Source organism: Microcoleus anatoxicus, assembly GCF_042465725.1.
Lineage (GTDB): Bacteria > Cyanobacteriota > Cyanobacteriia > Cyanobacteriales > Microcoleaceae > Microcoleus > Microcoleus anatoxicus.
On record NZ_CP120853.1, the window covers coordinates 2,624,672 to 2,642,399 of the forward strand.

Consider the following 17,728-nt stretch of genomic DNA (forward strand, 5'->3'; position numbering starts at 1 on the left):
CTGTTAAGTCCACCGCGAAACATTCCCTAACGGGTCTTTTTCAGTTAATTTATTCCCCTTCGCATCGCGATTGCCAAGCATTTAATTCGCTAGTAATTACACATTCCCTAACGGGTCTTTTTCAGTTAATTTATTCCCCTTCGCATCGTAAGTCCACTCAATAGTTGCCCTCGCTTCAACCGGATTGCCAGCAGCATTTAATTCGCTAGTAATTACAGTCTCAGTCAAAACGTTATTGTCGGCATCGTAAGTCCTGTCAACCCTCTTACCCAACGGGTCAATCTCAGTTAAAACATTCCCCCGACTGTCGTAAACGTAAGTAGTCTCCTTACCAAAAACATCCTTAACTTTCTGAATCGAATTATTCGGATCGTAAACCAACTCAACCGCCGCACCGTTCGCATCCACCATCTGCTTCAAACGGCCGGATTCATCGTACTCAGTCTTAACTCCACTCCGTCCCAACGAGTCGATAACCTCAGTTAAAAAGTGCGGTCTGTCCTCATCTTCGTACTCAAATCGAGTTGCATTATTTTCCCTATCCTTAACCCCAACCAAATCCCCTTTCGCATCGTATTCGTACTTAACCTTCTTGCCATCCGGGTCAACAACACCGACAATCCTCCCAGCAGCATCCCTCTCAAATGTCACCGACTTACCCGTACTGCTAGCAATCCCCGCATCGCTAAAAGATAGCTTATTCCCATTAGCATCAGTAGCAGTCAGCAAATCCCCAGTTTTAGCATCAATCTCATAAATAAGTCCTTCCTGCGTCGTCAATACATAAACACCACCAAAAGCAGGATTTTCGGGATTGAAGGGCTGTCCGTTCACCCCATAATACCCATTCTCATTCCGTATCAAATTCGCATCCTTAACCGTCAGAGTCATCGTCGAACCTTTCTGAGACTCAAAAGCCGGCTTGTACATCGCAGCCCCTGGCCCAGCAGCCCCTAAATACTGATTCAGATGATGCGATTGCGGCTTAAACGTAAACGTCTCCCGCTTACCACCAGGTAACGTCACAAACACCTTCGTTCCCGATTGAAAAGGAACCGTATTAATCCCTAACTCCTCGTTGGAAGTCGGGTCAGCTTTTAGCGAAGTCTTCAAATCAGTATCCCGGAACTCCATCCGCCAGCCGTAACCGAAATCATCGCTATTGTTGGCATTCAAAGAATCGTAAGTCCGAGTCACGTTAATCGGAATACCCGCCACCGGAACCGTCAAATCAGTAAACGACAACCGGAAGTTGCCCAACTTCAAATCACCCGCAACATTCACCGTCCTTTCAGTAGTCGAACCGTTACCGTTAGCATCGAATGCAGTGAACTTGAGAACGTAAGCGCCGTTAGCCAAAACAGTCGGGTCAAATGTCGCAATCGTTCCGTTGCTGACAGCAGCAGTTCCCCGATAAACCTCCTTAAATCCTCCGCCATCGCCCGGAAGTTGCCCGCCACCAACCGGGGCAACTTCCAATGTATAGTAAGCTAAATTGCTGTCACTAATTGTACCAGTTATATTGACAGGCGCGGTGATTTCTGCATCATCTTCTAAACTGATGTTGATAACAGGTGCGTTGACATCGCTAGTATCAATTGCAGCCACAGCTTGAGTCGCATTCCCCACATTTCCAGCCGCATCTTTAGCTGTTGCAACTGCTGTGAAATTGCCGAAATTATTTACCTTGACATTTGCTTGACCTTGTGCATCCAAAACAACAGGAGTGCCGTTAATAGTTAAGCCCAAAGATTCAACTTTCACGTTATCGACAGCATTCACAGTAAACGTAACATAATCCCCAACATCGACGGTATTGTTGCTAGCAATTAAACTCACTTTCGGCGCGACAGTATCGGCGACAACGCTTAAATTGTAAGAAACAGTAACGCTTTCTCCAAAAGTATCGGTTACCTTAACCTCAACCGGATGATTGCCGATATTATCCGCATTCGGTTTCCAACTAATCCGCCCGAATTCATCAACAGTCATGCCACTAGGAGATTGAATCAAAGCAAAAGTCAACAAATCTCCATTGCTATCAGTCGCCTTCAAATCGTAGCGATAACTGGCACCGGGCGAAACAGATTGAATCGGAATAGTTGGCACAACCGCTGCTGAATTAGCCCGAGAAATTAACTCAAAACCTTGGGCTGCACCCGTACCCGAATTGTCAACAGCCCCGACTACCACTTGATGATTTCCAGCAACAGGATTGTTCCAAGTAATCGCACCAGTAGCTGAATTGATTGTCATCCCAGTAGGAGATTGCAATAACTGGTATTGCGAGATAGTACCATCAGCATCAGTTGCTTGTACCTTATAGCTGTAAGCCCGTCCTGGTGAGGCTGTGAATGCAGGTGTGGAAGTGATTGTTGGGGGAAGATTGATAGCAGTAGTTCCCGCAGTGACAGCAAAAGTTTGAGTAGCAACTGCCCCTTGTTTATCAGTCACGGCAACTTCCACAGAATGCTGTCCGATTTGAGTAGAATTCGGAGTCCATTGAATCCTGCCGTTGCTGTCAATTGCCATGCCGACGGGATAGCTGACTAAACTGAAAGTCAGCGGGTCATTTTCCAAATCAGATGCCGCAACTGCATAAGTATAAACTTGCCCTGTTGCTGATGAAGTTGGAGGATTAGAAACAATAGTAGGTGGCGTATTTATTCCCCTGACAGTCAGACTGAATTCTTGGACTGCATAACCACCGTTGCCGTCAATTGTTCTTACAGAGATGGTATGTTCGCCTATTTGTTCTGCGTTAGGCTGCCAGCGTAAAGAACCAGATTGGGGGTCAACAATCATCCCGGATGGTGCTTTGTCCAAACTCCACAGCAACCTGTCTCCATCTGCATCGCTACCGGTTAAATTGTATTGATAAAGCCGCGAGATATTCGTAACTTGTTCTGCGGGAGTAGAATCGATACTCGGCAAGCGATTGCTGGCAATATTATCGGCAATTAGATTGAATGTTTGAGTGGCAATTCCTCCCAAACCGTCGCTAACTCTGACGGTTATTGGATAGGTTCCCTGCTGCGAGACTCCGGGTGTCCAACTAATCAATCCTTCGGAGAATGTCATGCCGGCGGGTGTCGTAGCTGGCGTTGCGAATGCCATGCCGTCGGGCGAATTTAATAGGGTATATGTTAAGGGATTGCCGTCGGGGTCTTTGGCTTCTACTTGATAGAAATATGTCTTGCCCAAACGGGTATTTGTGCGGGGAGTTGAGGTGATGGATGGCGCTCGATTGGGGGCGGCTGGGCTGACGGTTAATTCGATTCTTTGGAATGCTTCTCCTCCTTTGTTGTCTGTTGCTTTAATTAAAATTTCCCAAGGTTCGATTTCGCCGGCATAAACCCAATTGAATGCGCCTCCTTGTTGTGCGGTTGTGGGAGTCCAATTTACGACTCCGGTGGTGGGGTTGATTGTGGCGTTGGTGGGGGTGACTGGTTTGCTGGAATTGGGAATTATGGAGTAGGTAATTGTGTCTCCATCTAAGTCTATGGCTTTGGCTTGATATTGGAAGGGTTGGTTGACGGCGGGATTGATGTTTTGTGGTAGTTGACTCGTGAAAACGGGGGCGTTGTTTCCGGGGGTGACTTGGATTTTGAATGCTTGTAAGTCGGTGCCGCCTCTGCCGTCATTGACTCTGACAATGATATCGTGGGTTCCGACTGCTGACAGTGGGGGACGCCAAGATATTGTACCGTTGGGGGCAACTGCCATACCTTTGGGGGCGACTGCTAAATCGAAGGTTAAGTCGTCGTTGTATGGGATACTGCCACTAAGCAGGTATAATTTAAGGGTTGCTAGTCGATTCTTGTCTGAGAACAATTGCTCTTTTATAGAAGAAGGTCTAAAATATTTTTATGCCAGCCAAGGATGTGTTTCACCAGATTGTTCGATCGGCTTTAGAAAAAGACGGATGGACAATTATTAACGATCCACTATTTTTGAAACTCAGTCGGCAAACCGAGTTTTTTATCGATTTGGCAGCCGACAAATTATTAATAGTAGAACGACAAAAAATTCAAATAGCTGTCGAGATAAAAAGTTTTATCGGACGCTCAACAATTGCAGAGTTTCACATGGCAGTGGGTCAGTATCTCAACTATCGGTTAGCCTTGCAAAAAGTCGGTTCCGCAAGAGTTTTATATTTGGCAGTCCCCCAAGACACCTATAGAGACTTTTTTGCAGATTCGTTTGTTGAGGAAGCAGTAGAACAACATCAGCTCAAACTGATTGTATTTAATCCAAAACAAGAGGAGATTGTTTTATGGAAAAACTAAATTATCGGGAGTTAGTTAAACAATTACTCACCCAATATTTAAGCTATCAAGGCAGTGAAGACACCATTGAAATGGAGACAATATTCGATGAAAAATCTGACCGCTATCTATTGCTGCACGTAGGTTGGCGGGATGAGGAACGGATTCATGGATGTCCGATTCATATTGATATAAAAGATGGAAAAATCTGGATTCAACGAGATTTTACGGAAGCAGGATTGGCGACAGAGTTAGTAGAGCTAGGAGTTCCTAAAACTGATATTGTTTTGGCTTTTCGTTCTCCTTTTGTGCGACAGTTTACAGAGTTTGCTGTTGTTTAGAGGGATGGATAAAGTTTATTCTATCTGTACCTTCACGCAAGAAAATTGGTGCCACGCCTCCACAGTCCGATTTTTTACGCTGGCATCAACTCTTCAACTTCTTCTTGCCCCAAAAACCGCTTGTTGACAATTTCTCGATAAGCCTCTAAATCTGGCTGCCAATTTTCCAAAAGCTTGTACAAGTGTTGCAATTTCTCACCTTCTAATTCCCCTGCAATTTCGTATTGAAAGCTTCCCGAAAACAATACTGCGGGAGTTGGCTCGGCGTCTTGCAGTTGCAGCAATGCTTCGGCAACGCTCAAGTTAAGTTCTCCTTGTTCTAAAGAGTAAACTAAATTGACAGCAGCTTTGACAGGAGCTTTCCCCACATCAGACCAAGTGCCTTTTGCGAGTAAAGTGGACGTGATAAACTCGCGGGCTGCATTTTCATCGCCTGCTTCAAAGGTGATAAAACTTCTAGGATTGATGCTCAATGTTTGATAGTCGGTGCGGGGCAAAGCTTCAACGTACTTCCGAATAATGTCGGGAATTTTTACGTCTTCTTGTGATTTTGTGCTCAGGGATTCGATGAAAGTGATGGCGTTCGATTGGGCGACGATGTTGATGCCGTTGGTGAAGGCGGCTTGAGAGATTTGGGGACTGAAAACGGGAGGGCGGGCGAGTTCCCAGTCGGCAGGGACGATGCCGCTGTATTTGAGGAAATCCGAGTTAAGGAGGGTGGGAGAGTGGTTTTTGGCAGTTAGGGCTAAGGCTAGTTCTTGGATGGTTACTTTAGGTGTCATGGCTGTTTGTAGAAAGTGTTAGGTAATATTTTATGGTGGGTAGTGGGCTTTTGTACATTTCATTTGTGGTATAAAGATAATGAAAGAGTCCCACAGAGAAATGCTCTCTTAAAAAAGAGAATGCTCAAGTCTCAAACCAGAAAAAATAACTATTTAACTTGCATGGATGCGACGGAAAGTTAAATTAGAAAATTCGGGCAGCAACGGAATTCACTTCTCAAGCACTCAGAGATTTAACCAAGCTAGAATTGAATCAGGGACTTTTGTAAACTTTTTTAATGACCAAGTTACTATATCATTCCATAATCAATCCTTCAAATCGTCAAAATAAAATTCTTCAGCAATGATGTCAAATGTCACCCATCCTTTTTTGGGAGTGAGCAAAAACCCCTCAATACCATACTCTTCATACTCAATATTAGATGTAACCCCTGGACTGAACTCTGTAATAAATTCTTGCTCTTCTTTGTTGTATTCTCTTGCTTCTTCATCATACTCATCAAACGTTTGCCGGGAATATTTAATGTTTTTGAACTCAACCTTACAAGGATCTAAAAATTTATGCTTGCCTGCCAATGGATGAGGTGGATAAACTGCTAATTCAGATTTGATATTAACTATCAAATCCTCTCCAATAAACTCAAATTTTTCTATTTTACACTCGGAAAAATGAAATCCCTCGAAATAGCCCTTGATAATTGCCATTATCCTTTTTTCCTTAATGTTGTAGTCAAAATTCTATCTCTAGGCACTTCGGTAATTCCATCTACTTGAAAAAATTTATATTGAGAAAAACGCTCCGGTAAAGGAATTTGTTTTTCTATAACTTCAAGACCGAGTTCGTCCAAAAGTGACGCTGTAATTTTGGTATATTTATTGTTTTTCGATCCACTAATAGTAATTGTACCTCCCGGCTTGAGAACTCTTGCTGCTTCTGGTAGATAATCCCTTATTCCTGTACCGCCTACTTCTGGAGGTATAAAGGGATTAAATGTAATTATCTCATCAACACTGTTGTCAGCAACGAAGGTGAGTTTTTCTGCTAGGATATCAGCTTTGATACCTTGTTTTGCAACAATGTCAATATTGATCGCACCAGGTATCATGCCTTCTTGACCTCCAAACAGTTCAAGAGTAACACGATCCTTATCTTTTATCAAGTCACTAAACAGTTCGCTGTTGGGTCTGATATCTCTAGGTGTTATGTTGAAATCACCACCATTAATGCCGTAGCTTAATCCATTGCGGGTAACTTTGTAATTAATGGCGAACCAAGTAGCCAAGGGAAGAAAAGCCAGAATGTCCAGCCAAGTAGATTTACCTTTCGCAACATTTAGTGTGCTTTGAACCATTCCAAGCCCGGCACCAAATATATCGTAGCCTAGAGCTGCCTTTGCTACCCAGTTAGCCGAGCTGAGTTCACGAAGTGTAGCACCTTTGGAGCCAACCCACATACTGGCAACTGCTCCACTTAGCCGACCTAAGTTAAAGAAAATTCCTCTGTGATTATTTGTCGCTGTTTTTCCATAAACTAATTCCCGAAGATTCGAACTAATTCCAAAGGTCAAAGCATCTGTTAAACCAGCAAAAAACTGATCGTACTTAGCAACTGCATCCCCCATGCTTCCTCCTCCAGCCACTGTTGCTACAGCAGCCCCAGTCGTATAACTCAACCCAGCCAACACAGAATACGCAGCCATATTACCCAATAACTCACTCATATTGGTCATATACCCGCTAGGGTCAGTATTAACCACCGGATTAGCATGAGCGTACTGATAATCGTGCAAACTCATCGGGTCATTCAGCGTACCCTCATAAGCATCAGCCGAAACAAACCTCCCCACCAACGGGTCATAATACCTCGCCCTTAAATAATCCAATCCAGTCTCACTATCCCGCTGTTCTCCAGCAAACAAATAAGCATTACTAGAAACACCCGTCGCAGCAATTAAATTGCCGTAAGCATCATAAGCATAACTATCAGTAACTGCCCCCAAATTATTAGTCGCCAACCGAGTCGAACCCAACCCATCAGCGTGATAAAACGACGGCTGACTTCCCTGTAACTTCCCAACCAAATCGTACCCGTAAACATAAGAATTCTTCGGATTCCCCGCAGCATCATACTCTTCCAAAACCTGAGAATAAGGCTGCAACTCATCATCAATCAAATAACGAGTCTCTACCCCATCAACAACCTTGCCAACTCGAATCCCCTGAGCGTTATATTGATAAGCAACATTCCGAGTAACTCCACCCTCAGTAACTGTCACTCCCATCAACCGATTCTCGCCATCGTTCTCCCACCGATAAACAGTAGAATTGCTGCCCGTTACCTCAGAAACCAAATTCCCACTGTCATCGTAAGTGTAATTGGTAACCACTCCCGACGCACTCAAGAAATCGAGCTGATTCAAATTGTTGTAAGTATAAGTAGTTACCCCACTCACAGAATCAGTCTTAGTCAAACGATTGCCAACAGCATCGTAAGTGTAACTGACAACCCGATTGTTCCCATTCGGATCGTTAGTAATCTTTTCTTCCAACAACCGATGCAAATCATCGTATTTGTACTCAACTTTCCGCCCGCTTTGTTCGATTACTTCCTTGCGATTGCCCACAGCATCGACCAAATAATCGAAAGTGGAAATTACCTGCAATTCTTGCTGAGTCATCGGGTCAATCTTGGCAGTTTTCACCACATCCAACCTGCCAAAATTGTCGTAGGTGCGAGTCTCAAGTAAATTGTTGGAATAGGAAGTTTTCCACAGATTTCCATCCGGGTAGTAGACATACGTTACCGTACCCATGTCTGGAGTGCTGACTGTCTTTAACCGACCCTCATAATCTCCTTCAGGATAGTAGGTATAGTTCGTAGTGCGAGTCGGAGTCTTAACCTCACTAACTTGCCCGCTTTCGTACTTGTATTCGATCGAATTACCGCTGGCAAGATAAGGACCTGCAGGGTCTTTGCGAGAAAGTAACTGCCCCAAACTGTCGTATTTATAAACAGTTGCACCCCGACTGTCAGTAATTGTTTCTTCCAACCCATTTGTAGCGTAAGTAACGCTAACAGTTGCACCGCTGACATTCTGATACTGCTTAGCAATAACTTGATTTTGGTCGTTGTAAGTATACTTAACCGTCTTGTTATTAAAATCCGTAATCGTGACAGTGTTAGCAACATCATCGTAAACAAAAGTAGAACGCTTGTTATCCGGTCGGATTATTGTTTTGCGGCGACCTTTATCATCGTATTCATAAGTCGTTACTTGATTGTTAGCATCCTTAACGCTGCTTAAATTTCCAGCATTATCATACTCGTATTCGGTACGTTTCAGCGCTGCATCGACAACAGCTTTTAGTTGTCGTTTACCGTCATATTCAAACTGAGTGGTTTTGCCGTTAACGTCAGTAACTGCTGTTACCAAACCTTCAGAGTTGTAAACAGTAGTCGTCGAAATTCCTTCAGCAAAAATGGTTTCAGTTTTGCGGTTGCCAACTGTATCGTAGGTATAGGTGATGTAATTGGTAGCATCAAAACGAGTGAGACTGACGCGGCCTGCTGCATCGTATTCGTACTCGGTACGCTTGCCGTCAATATCGATTTCGGCTTTGACTCGCCCGTTTTTGTAGTATTCGGTTAGAGTGCGGGAATTGCTGGCTAAATAAGCAGGAGTAGTATCGGGATAAACGATAGTTGTCCAGTCAACAGATTGGGGAGTTGTACCCGGAGAAATAGCGTTCAGCAGTTGCTGTACTTGATTTGCCGTATCGTTGGGGTAAATGGTTTCAATTAGTTGTCCCGCATCGTCGTATTTGTAGTGGGTAACGCGCCCGTCACGATCGATGGTTGCCCTTTGACGATCGCCTTTATCGTAGAGAGTAACAGTCCGAGGATTGTCGGAATTGGTGGCAGGAGTATCGTCGGGATAGATGGTTTCGACTAATTTATCTTGGGAGTTGTAGCGGTATTCGCTACGGCGGTTGTTTTCGATGCTGGCACTTTGGCGGCCGGCTTCGTATTCGTAGGCTATGGTGCGGTCTTCTTGGGTAATCGACTCGATTTGTCCTTCATTGTTGTAAGTCCATTGTGTTACGAATTCTCTCTCCCCGGTGGGAGTTGCTACTTTCATTGTTTCCCGAGTAACAACAGTAGAAGTCAGAACATTATTATCCCCATCAAAAGTCCTATCAACCCGCTTCCCTAACGGGTCGATTTCAGTTAAAACGTTCCCCCGACTGTCATAAACATAAGTCGTCTCCTTGCCAAAAACATCCTTAACCTTCTGAATCGAATTATTCGGGTCATAAACCAACTCAACCGCCGACCCATTCGCATCAACCATCTGCTTGAGGCGGCCGGATTCGTCGTACTCAGTCTTCACCCCACTCCTTCCCAAAGGGTCAATAACCTCAGTCAAAAAGTGCGGCCTGCCTGCATCTTCATACTTAAACTGAGTCCGATTTGTCTCCCTATCCCGAACAGCAACCAAATCCCCTTTAGCATCGTATTCGTACTTAACTTTCTTGCCATCCGGGTCAACAACACTAACAATCCTTCCCGCTGCATCCCTCTCAAAAGTCACCGATTTACCCGTACTACTCTTAATCCCCGCATCGCTAAAAGATAGCTTATTCCCATTGCTATCTGTCGCAGTCAACAAATCCCCAGACTTCGCATCAATCTCGTAAACCAATCCTTCCTTAGTCGTCAATACATACACCCCACCAAAAGCAGGATTTTCAGGATTAAAAGGCTGTGCGTTCACCCCATAATACCCGTTCTCATTCCTCACCAAATTCGCATCCTTAACCGTCAGAGTCATCGTCGAACCCTTCTGAGACTCAAAAGCAGGTTTAAACATCTGAGCACCCGGCCCAGCCCCTCCTAAATACTGATTCAGATGATGCGGAGTCGGCTTAAAAGTAAAGGTTTCCCGCTTCCCACCCGGAAGCGTAATAAACACCTTAGTCTTGCTATCAAAAGGAACAGTATTTATCCCCAATTCCTCATAAGTCGGGTCAGCTTTTAGCGAAGTCTTCAAATCCGTATCCCGGAACTCCATCCGCCAGCCGTAGCCGAAATCATCGCTAGAATTCGCATTCAAAGAATCGTAAGTTCGAGTTACATTAATCGGAATTCCCGCTACTGGAACCGATAAATCAGTAAACGATAACCGGAAATTACCCAACTTCAAATCACCCGCAACATTCACCGTCCTTTCCGTAGTCGAACCGTTACCATTAGCATCGAATGCAGTGAATTTGAGAACGTAAGCCCCGTTAGCTAAAACAGTGGGGTCAAATGTCGCAATCGTGCCGTTAGTGACAGCAGTCGTTCCCCGATAAACCTCCTTAAATTGACTGCTACCAACCGGGGCTACTGACAAAGTATAGTAATCTAAATTGCTATCAGTTATCGTACCTCGAATTACCAGAGGTGCAGAAACATCAACATCATCCGTTAAATTGATATTGATAATTGGCGCATTGACATCGCTAGTGTCAATCGCCCTGACAACTTGAGTCGCATTCCCCACATTTCCGGCCGCATCTAGTGCTGTGGCAATTGCCGTGATCGGAGTTAAGTTATTTAACTTGACAGTTGCTTTTCCTTGTGCATCTATAGCAACCGGAGTGCCGTTGATAGTTAAGCCTAAAGACTCAACTTTCACGTTATCGACAGCATTGACGGTGAAGGTGACAGAATCTCCGAGATTAGCGGTATTATTGCTGGCAATTAGGTTGACTTTAGGGGCGATAGTATCGGCAACAACGCTTAAATTGTAAGAAACAGTAACAGTCTTGCCAAATGTATCAGTGACAGCAATTTGAACTGGCTTAGTCGTGCCGACATCATTCGATTTAGGAAGCCAACTAATGCGACCGAATTCATCAACAGTCATGTTAGTTGGAGATTGCAACAGAGAGTAAGTAAGCAAATCTCCCTCAGCATCAGCAGCCTTCAAATCGTAACGATAAGTAGCACCCGCAGCAACAGATTGCTGAGCAGGTACGGTAGGAATAACTGGCGCAGAATTTGCCCTCGCAGTTAATGTAAAACCTTGGGCTGCCCCCAAGCCGCCAGTATCTATAGCACCGACTACTATTTGATGGTTTCCAGCAATCGGATTAGCCCAAGTTAGCAATCCAGTTGCAGGATTAATTGCCATCCCCATTGGTGCTTTCAATAACTGATAAGTTAAAGCGTTACCATCCGGGTCAGTCGCTTGTACTGTATAGCTGTACGGACTCCCCAAAGATGCTGCAAACACGGGGCTGGAAACTATAGTTGGAGGCCCATTGATAGCAGCAGTGCCCACAGATACTGCAAATCTCTGATTCCCCACCGCCCCCTGGGTATCTGTTGCTAAAACCTCTACTTCAAGAGAACCTACAGCATTAGTAGCCGGAGTCCATTCAATCAAACCAGTCTTTTGGTCAATCTTCATGCCCGAAGGTTTGGTTCCCAAACTATAACGCAGGGCATCGTTTTCCGGGTCAGTTCCGATTACTTGATATTTGTAGGTTTGATTGATTCCGGCGACTGTGACTGGAACCGAAACAATTGCAGGTGGCGTGTTAATTCCTGTTACCTTTAAACTGAATTCCTGACCCACATAAGAACCAAGGGCATCAGTCACTCGCACTGCAATAGTCTGTTCCCCAATTTGTTCGGGAGTTGGCTGCCAGCTAAGACTGCCTGTTTTAGCATCGATTACCATACCCTTGGGAGCATTATCCAAACTCCACAGCAAATAGTCTCCTTCGGGGTCGGTTCCTGTTAGCTGGTAACGGTAAACTCGTTCCAAATTAGTAACCGTATCCGGTGTCGAAGTAATACTTGGAGGTCGGTTAACGGCCGAATTAGAGACATTAACAGTCCAGGATTGAGTATCGCTTCCCCCAAAGCCGTCGCTAGCCAACACCGATACTGCGATGGGGCCGGTTTGCGAAGCTGTGGGAATCCAAGACACTAAACCCTCCGCATCAACGGTCATCCCAGCCGGCTTGGAAACTAAAGTAAAGGTGATGGGATTGCCGTCTGGGTCGGTTGCAGCGAGTTTGTAGAAATACCCGTTGCCGGTGCGGGCTACTGTGCGGGGGGTGGATGTAATGTCAGGAGGGCGGTTGGGAATCGCTTCGATTACCCGCAGCGGCACTTCCAACTTGGCTTCCCCACCTTTACCGTCGCTGGCTTTGACGGTGAAAGAATTCGTTCCCAACTGAGTTGCTGTCGGCGTCCAAGTCACCAGTCCGGTAGTCGCGTTAATTGCGGCACCCTGCGGTGCACCGGGTAAAATCGTGTAAGTAATATTATCGCCGTCAGCATCCTCCGCTACCGCGCGATACTCGAAGCGCTTACCCGCTTGAGGTTGGAGGTTGGACGGCGCAGCAGATGTAAAGACCGGAGGATTGTTGGGTGGTATCAGTTCTACTTCCACGAACTGCAAAGCTTGACCGCTTCGTTGTTTTTATCATAGTTACTTGACTACTAAAGCGATCGCTTTTTGTTAATGATTGAGGTATGCTGAGTAAATTAACAGTCATTATAAGCAGACAAGAAAATTGTGTTAAAATGTAAAGGTGTGAGGGCATGATTCCAGAATTTGATGAGAACGGCAACCTACCACCAGGAGTGCATTATTGCGAATGGGAGCAGTTTAAACAGAGATTTGGTACAAATTCTACGAGGAGGCGAATGATAGATGGTTTAGAGTTGGCACTAGCCCAATTAAAAGCAGCCGGCTGTAGAACTATTTATATTAACGGTAGTTTTGTTACCAGCAAGGCAAAACCAGGTGATTTTGATGCGTGTTGGGAACCGGAAGACGTGGATTACGATTATCTCCGAAAAAATGCCCCTAAATTACTGAACAATTTAGATCGTAGCGCACAGAAATCAAAATATAAAGGTGAAATCTTTCGTTCGGATCAACCTGTAGGAGATTACGGATTAACTTCTTTAGATTTCTTTCTGCGCGATAGAGAGTTAAACCCCAAAGGAATTATAGCCATAAATTTATTAAGGTGGGAAGTATGATTAAAAATGAAAAAGAGTATGAATCTAGCAGAGAATGCGCCCGCAGATTTGAAAGTTCGATCGAGGCGTTAGAGCGAGATGAAGAACTGAAGAAAAAAGACCCTGATGGTTGGCAGCTTTCTCGCGATGTCAAACAATCTCACTTGATGGCTTTACAAGCAGAAATTGCTGAATATGAAACCCTTGTTAATTGCTTGCAAAGGCAGCCAATTTCAATTAAAATTGAGAGCCTAAACAAGCTGCCAGATGCTTTAATTAAAGCGAGAATTGCAGCCCAAATCGGTCAGCAAGAACTAGCTCAAATACTGGGGATTGAAGAACGGCGAGTTAGGGAGTATGAAGATACAGATTATCAATGTGCTAGTTTTGTAGAACTCCTCGAAGTTAGTACGGTTTTAGGCGTAGAATTTGAAATCGCCGTTATCAAAGTAGATTTTGAGGAAATAGAAGCTGTCAAGCAAAGTGCTCGGAAATGGCGTAAGGAAAAAGTTAACCTGACAGTTCAAGCATCATAAATGTTAAGTTGTATAAACTAGGTCTGATATTAATCCTCCAAAGCAGCTTCAGACAACATTAACTTATGTTCGATCGGTTGCGGGATTTGAATTACTCGCACCCCGGCTTTTTCCACTCTCGTTCTTTACGCGACAGCAGCCACTTCTTCAATTTCCTCTCCTAAAAATTGCTTGTTGACAATTTCCCTGTAAGCCTCTATATCTGGCTGCCAATTTTCCAAAAGTTTGTACAAATGTTGCAGTTTCTCGCCTTCTAATTCCCCTGCAATTTCGTACTGAAAGCTGCCGGAAAACAATACTGCGGGAGTTGGTGGAGCTTCTTGCAGTTGCAACAAAGCTTCGGCAACGCTCAAGTTGAGTTCTCCTTGTTCCAGAGAGTAAACTAAATTAACGGCAGCTTTGACCGGAGCTTTCCCCACATCAGACCAAGTTCCCTTCGACAATAAAGTGGAGGTAATGTACTCGCGAGCAGCATTTTCATCTCCCCCTTCAAAGGTGACGAAGCTTCTGGGATTGATGCTCAAAGCTTGATAGTCGGTGCGGGGTAGCGCTTCGACGTATTTGCGGATAATGTCGGGAATTTTTACATCTTCTTGTGATTTTGCACTCAGGGATTCGATGAAGGTGATGGCGTTCGATTGGGCGACGATGTTGATGCCGTTGGTGAAGGCAACTTGAGAGATTTGGGGGCTGAAAACGGGAGGGCGGGCTAGTTCCCAGTCGGGGGGGACGATGCCGCTGTATTTGAGGAAGTCTGCGTTGAGGAGGGTGGGGGAGTGGTTTTTAGCCGTGAGGGCGATCGCCAGTTCTTGAATCGTTACTTTCAGTGTCATGGTTGTTGGTAGAGCGTGTTATGTTACATTTTATACTGTGTAAGTTGTCTTTGTACAGGGGGAAGGCGAAAGTTAGGAGAGTGCTGAATGTAAAGTCGCAGCGAGCGGAACGGGGATTGCCAGCAGTTGCACGGGAACGAAAGAGAAGCTAATTTCAAAGTAAAATTTTATGCTCCTCTTTTGCCGGCGGTTCAAATCGGCTGTACGAGTATGTTGGTGGCGCGTGCTGATCGCGCGAATCGGTTTTGTCGGGTGAGCGTAGTTACTCGCGATCGCACCGTCTAGCGAGAGCGCTTTTGACGATCGAGCAATTTAATTTGACAAATGGGAGCTTGCTAGTTCTTGAATCGTTATTTTTGGTGTCATGGCTGTTTGTAGAGGGTGTTGGATAATATTGTATAATTCGATCGTTGCCTTCGTACAGGGGGAGAGTTGCGCGATCGATATTCTTAATTTCTTCTGCATGAAGCAGCATTGCCGAGGAAAGAAGAGGATTTTTTGTGAGCTCGGCATTGCCAGGATACCAAGCCCAGAAATTGCACAAGCCTGTTGTTGAACGAGCGATCGAATCACTCTTTATCTAAAAGTACAATACCCGCATTTACTCAATCTTATTTAGCTCCAGCCGCTCTCAGAAGCTGAATAATTTCTTGATATCCTCCCTCCAAAGCCCTGCTGGATGCAGTCTCTCTTGTGCGGGTCTTGTGTTTGGCGTTTGCGCCTGCTTTAAGTAAAAGCTCAACTGCCTCAACGCTTCCTGCATTGGTCGCTGCTATTAATGCAGTCCAACCCTCATCAGTTTTGGCATTAACATTAGCGCCGGCTTCAATTAATAATTTAATGACTTCTACTTGACCTAATTCACCTACATACACTTTATTTTTTTTCAATGCAGTTCTGGTCGCAGCAATTATTAAGGGAGTTTCTCTATTATCTTCGGCTCCTAAATTTACATTTGCTCCAGCTTCGAGTAAAGCCCGAACGATGGATACATAACCCCAATTGGCTGCTATAAATAAAGCTGTCGAGCCGTCTACACCAAATGCGTTAACATTCACTCCTTTCTCAATAGCTGCTCGTACAGTGTCGATATCTCCTGTGGCGGCTGCGGTAATGAATTCACCCAGCAATTTATCGTCTTTCCTTTTTCGATAAGCCAAACCGGCTGGGAGTTCTTTTTCTGCCCGAGAACGCAATTGAGGAGATGTTAAGGGAGCTAAATAATCATATATTTTTTGCCATCCCTGACAAGCTGCATTCATCAAAGCAAAGTGATTCTTACGGCTGACAGCATTTACATCTGCTCCATGTTCGACAAGTGTTTTGACTGTATTAATATCGCCAGCGCGGGCGGCTTCTATTAGAACAGTCTTATCTTCATTTTCTACCAATCTTTGATTGATATCAATTCCTGCTTCAATTAAAAATAATAAAATATCGGGTCTGCGATTTTCTATCGAATTTACCATTGATTGTGCGTCGCAGAAATCAGGGCTAGCACCAGCCTCAAGCAAAAGTTTAGCAATTTCTATATTGCCAAAGTTAACTGCTAACAGCAAAGGTTTGTAACCGCACTCGTCTTTTTGCTCTAAATCAAGTTCGCTGTTTAGTAAGCTTTTTACTGTTTCTAAATTCCCATTTTTAATTGCTTGAAACAAAGTATTATTGGCGAACTGTTTGTTAATTATTTGCATGATTTGGTTGGAAGCGAATGTTTTTTATATTGCTGTATGGTAAAATAACAATTTCCATAAATATGAGGTACAGCTCAATCAAATAGATCGGATCGTAACTCATAAACCGCCCCGTTTCAGGATCGTAATACCGAGCACGGAAATTGTACAAACCAGTCGCCTCATCCAACCACTGCCCCTGGAACCGAAAATCCCCACCCGCATTCCCAGGCAAAGAAGCTGCTGTCCCCGAAGCATTCCGCAAATTACCAAAACTATCGTAGTTAAACCGAGCCACAGCTTACTAATATCAATTTTCTATCAATTGCAAATCGCTCACAGACAATTTGAACCCACGAGATGCTATATTATAGCCTATAGTTCCGTATCCTTCATCTTCTTTGTTTTCCCAAGGAACATAAAGAAAATCTCCAATCTCGTTTGGATACTTGGCTTTTACTACTTGATGCAGGTATCGCACGGCATAAAATTTATTAACAAAGCCAAAAACTGCTGTATCTCCTAGATCGAAAGCATTATAGCAACTCTGCGCCAACCAAGTACCGTCCAGGCATTCTTGTAAATAGCCCAAAAGCATATTTTCAAAAAAAACGCCTTGGCGAGAATCTGCTGTAATTATTAATCCTTTTTTACGCATTTCTTCAACTTCCAATCCCTGCCAAACAAGTCCTTGCCTATCGTATCCACAGTCTAATTTTTGACTCAAAGTAAAAGTGTAATTTTCAAGAGAATCTGGTGTATAGTTTATTGCTTTTTTTAGCGGTAGGTCTGTTTTGCCTGGCTCTGAAAGTAGAGAAGGAACATCGCCAACTGCCTGCGGATATTTTACTTTGATTATCTGATGCAAGAATCGCACCGCATAAAATTGACTGATAAAGCCCAAAATTTCCATTATGGGCTCGAAATATGCAGTGGATGCCAGCCTTGAACCATCCAAACATTCTTGTATATACCCAAGAACTGCCCGTTCGCACAAAACCTCTTTATAAGGGTATTCTTTGACGATCGCTCCTCTTTTCTGCATTTCTGTAAGTTCCGGCTCCTGCCAGATAACCCCTTTACGATCGTACCCGTAAGACAAATGTCGGGAAATAGAAAAACTATATTTTTCGAGACCGTTTATTTGAAATTTATGATATTCGTAGTTCTCATTAGGCATACAATCACCATTCTTCTTAAAACTAATAGTTGAAGAATATAGCAATTATTTAACTATTAGTGTGTGTTTGCTCTGCTCATCAAACA

The 17,728-nt window shown here is 44.2% G+C and carries 14 protein-coding genes; 5 read left to right on the plus strand and 9 right to left on the minus strand.

Annotation, left to right across the window (positions count from 1 at the left end; genetic code table 11):
* Window positions 1-96 precede the first annotated feature (96 nt).
* Window positions 97-3,834 carry a putative Ig domain-containing protein gene (locus P2A85_RS11495; RefSeq protein ID WP_377479926.1) on the minus strand — a complete coding sequence of 1,246 codons (3,738 nt, stop codon included), beginning with the start codon at window positions 3,832-3,834 and terminating at the stop codon, window positions 97-99.
* Between the two features lie 35 nt (window positions 3,835-3,869).
* Here P2A85_RS11495 and P2A85_RS11500 point away from each other — a divergent pair, with 35 nt between their 5' ends.
* A complete protein-coding gene (locus tag P2A85_RS11500; protein ID WP_377479928.1) occupies window positions 3,870-4,289 on the plus strand; it encodes an element excision factor XisH family protein in 420 nt (139 codons plus the stop codon).
* Window positions 4,277-4,609, plus strand: a complete 333-nt coding sequence (locus tag P2A85_RS11505) for a XisI protein (protein ID WP_377479931.1) — start codon at window positions 4,277-4,279, stop codon at window positions 4,607-4,609. The genes P2A85_RS11500 and P2A85_RS11505 overlap by 13 nt, the downstream gene beginning before the upstream one ends.
* 74 nt (window positions 4,610-4,683) lie before the next feature.
* Here the strand turns inward: P2A85_RS11505 and P2A85_RS11510 are convergent, their stop codons facing one another.
* From P2A85_RS11510 to P2A85_RS11520, 3 genes are all read right to left on the minus strand, one after another.
* Window positions 4,684-5,391 (minus strand): hypothetical protein, encoded by a 708-nt coding sequence (locus P2A85_RS11510; RefSeq protein WP_377479934.1) that lies wholly within the window; start codon window positions 5,389-5,391, stop codon window positions 4,684-4,686.
* 306 nt (window positions 5,392-5,697) lie between these two features.
* Window positions 5,698-6,096 carry a hypothetical protein gene (locus tag P2A85_RS11515; RefSeq protein WP_377479936.1) on the minus strand — a complete coding sequence of 133 codons (399 nt, stop codon included), beginning with the start codon at window positions 6,094-6,096 and terminating at the stop codon, window positions 5,698-5,700.
* On the minus strand, window positions 6,096-12,842 hold the full coding sequence (locus tag P2A85_RS11520; RefSeq protein ID WP_377479939.1) for a putative Ig domain-containing protein: 6,747 nt from the start codon (window positions 12,840-12,842) through the stop codon (window positions 6,096-6,098). The genes P2A85_RS11515 and P2A85_RS11520 overlap by 1 nt, the downstream gene beginning before the upstream one ends.
* Window positions 12,843-12,994: 152 nt before the next feature.
* On the opposite strand from P2A85_RS11520, the gene P2A85_RS11525 reads away from it, so the two are divergent.
* Together P2A85_RS11525 and P2A85_RS11530 are read left to right on the plus strand one after the other, a co-directional pair.
* Entirely contained in the window at window positions 12,995-13,441 is a 447-nt protein-coding gene (locus P2A85_RS11525; RefSeq protein ID WP_377479942.1) for a DUF6932 family protein, read from the plus strand.
* A complete protein-coding gene (locus tag P2A85_RS11530) occupies window positions 13,438-13,956 on the plus strand; it encodes a DNA-binding protein (RefSeq protein WP_377479945.1) in 519 nt (172 codons plus the stop codon). The genes P2A85_RS11525 and P2A85_RS11530 overlap by 4 nt, the downstream gene beginning before the upstream one ends.
* A 125-nt stretch (window positions 13,957-14,081) precedes the next feature.
* Here P2A85_RS11530 and P2A85_RS11535 read toward each other — a convergent pair whose 3' ends face one another.
* A complete protein-coding gene (locus P2A85_RS11535) occupies window positions 14,082-14,789 on the minus strand; it encodes a hypothetical protein (protein WP_377479948.1) in 708 nt (235 codons plus the stop codon).
* A 126-nt stretch (window positions 14,790-14,915) separates the two neighbouring features.
* On the opposite strand from P2A85_RS11535, the gene P2A85_RS11540 reads away from it, so the two are divergent.
* On the plus strand, window positions 14,916-15,074 hold the full coding sequence (locus tag P2A85_RS11540) for a hypothetical protein (RefSeq protein WP_377479951.1): 159 nt from the start codon (window positions 14,916-14,918) through the stop codon (window positions 15,072-15,074).
* Here P2A85_RS11540 and P2A85_RS11545 read toward each other — a convergent pair.
* The 4 genes from P2A85_RS11545 to P2A85_RS11560 form a co-directional block, all read right to left on the minus strand.
* Window positions 15,052-15,333, minus strand: coding sequence for a hypothetical protein (locus P2A85_RS11545; RefSeq protein WP_377479954.1), 282 nt, complete (start codon window positions 15,331-15,333; stop codon window positions 15,052-15,054). The two genes, P2A85_RS11540 and P2A85_RS11545, sit on opposite strands and share 23 nt — an antisense overlap.
* A 67-nt stretch (window positions 15,334-15,400) precedes the next feature.
* Complete coding sequence (locus tag P2A85_RS11550; RefSeq protein WP_377479957.1) at window positions 15,401-16,483, minus strand: ankyrin repeat domain-containing protein; 1,083 nt, start codon at window positions 16,481-16,483, stop codon at window positions 15,401-15,403.
* Entirely contained in the window at window positions 16,470-16,760 is a 291-nt protein-coding gene (locus P2A85_RS11555) for an RHS repeat-associated core domain-containing protein (RefSeq protein WP_377479960.1), read from the minus strand. The genes P2A85_RS11550 and P2A85_RS11555 overlap by 14 nt, the downstream gene beginning before the upstream one ends.
* A 12-nt stretch (window positions 16,761-16,772) precedes the next feature.
* Window positions 16,773-17,642 (minus strand): hypothetical protein, encoded by an 870-nt coding sequence (locus P2A85_RS11560; protein ID WP_377479963.1) that lies wholly within the window; start codon window positions 17,640-17,642, stop codon window positions 16,773-16,775.
* Between the last annotated feature and the right edge of the window lie 86 nt (window positions 17,643-17,728).

What these genes read in the sequence shown, in the direction of transcription:
- P2A85_RS11515 (WP_377479936.1), bottom strand. Translation starts at nt 6,096, where the DNA reads ATGGCAATTATCAAGGGCTATTTCGAGGGATTTCATTTTTCCGAGTGT.
- P2A85_RS11505 (WP_377479931.1), top strand. Translation starts at nt 4,277, where the DNA reads ATGGAAAAACTAAATTATCGGGAGTTAGTTAAACAATTACTCACCCAA.
- P2A85_RS11535 (WP_377479948.1), bottom strand. Translation starts at nt 14,789, where the DNA reads ATGACACTGAAAGTAACGATTCAAGAACTGGCGATCGCCCTCACGGCT.
- P2A85_RS11560 (WP_377479963.1), bottom strand. Translation starts at nt 17,642, where the DNA reads ATGCCTAATGAGAACTACGAATATCATAAATTTCAAATAAACGGTCTC.
- P2A85_RS11550 (WP_377479957.1), bottom strand. Translation starts at nt 16,483, where the DNA reads ATGCAAATAATTAACAAACAGTTCGCCAATAATACTTTGTTTCAAGCA.
- P2A85_RS11500 (WP_377479928.1), top strand. Translation starts at nt 3,870, where the DNA reads ATGCCAGCCAAGGATGTGTTTCACCAGATTGTTCGATCGGCTTTAGAA.
- P2A85_RS11530 (WP_377479945.1), top strand. Translation starts at nt 13,438, where the DNA reads ATGATTAAAAATGAAAAAGAGTATGAATCTAGCAGAGAATGCGCCCGC.
- P2A85_RS11525 (WP_377479942.1), top strand. Translation starts at nt 12,995, where the DNA reads ATGATTCCAGAATTTGATGAGAACGGCAACCTACCACCAGGAGTGCAT.
- P2A85_RS11510 (WP_377479934.1), bottom strand. Translation starts at nt 5,391, where the DNA reads ATGACACCTAAAGTAACCATCCAAGAACTAGCCTTAGCCCTAACTGCC.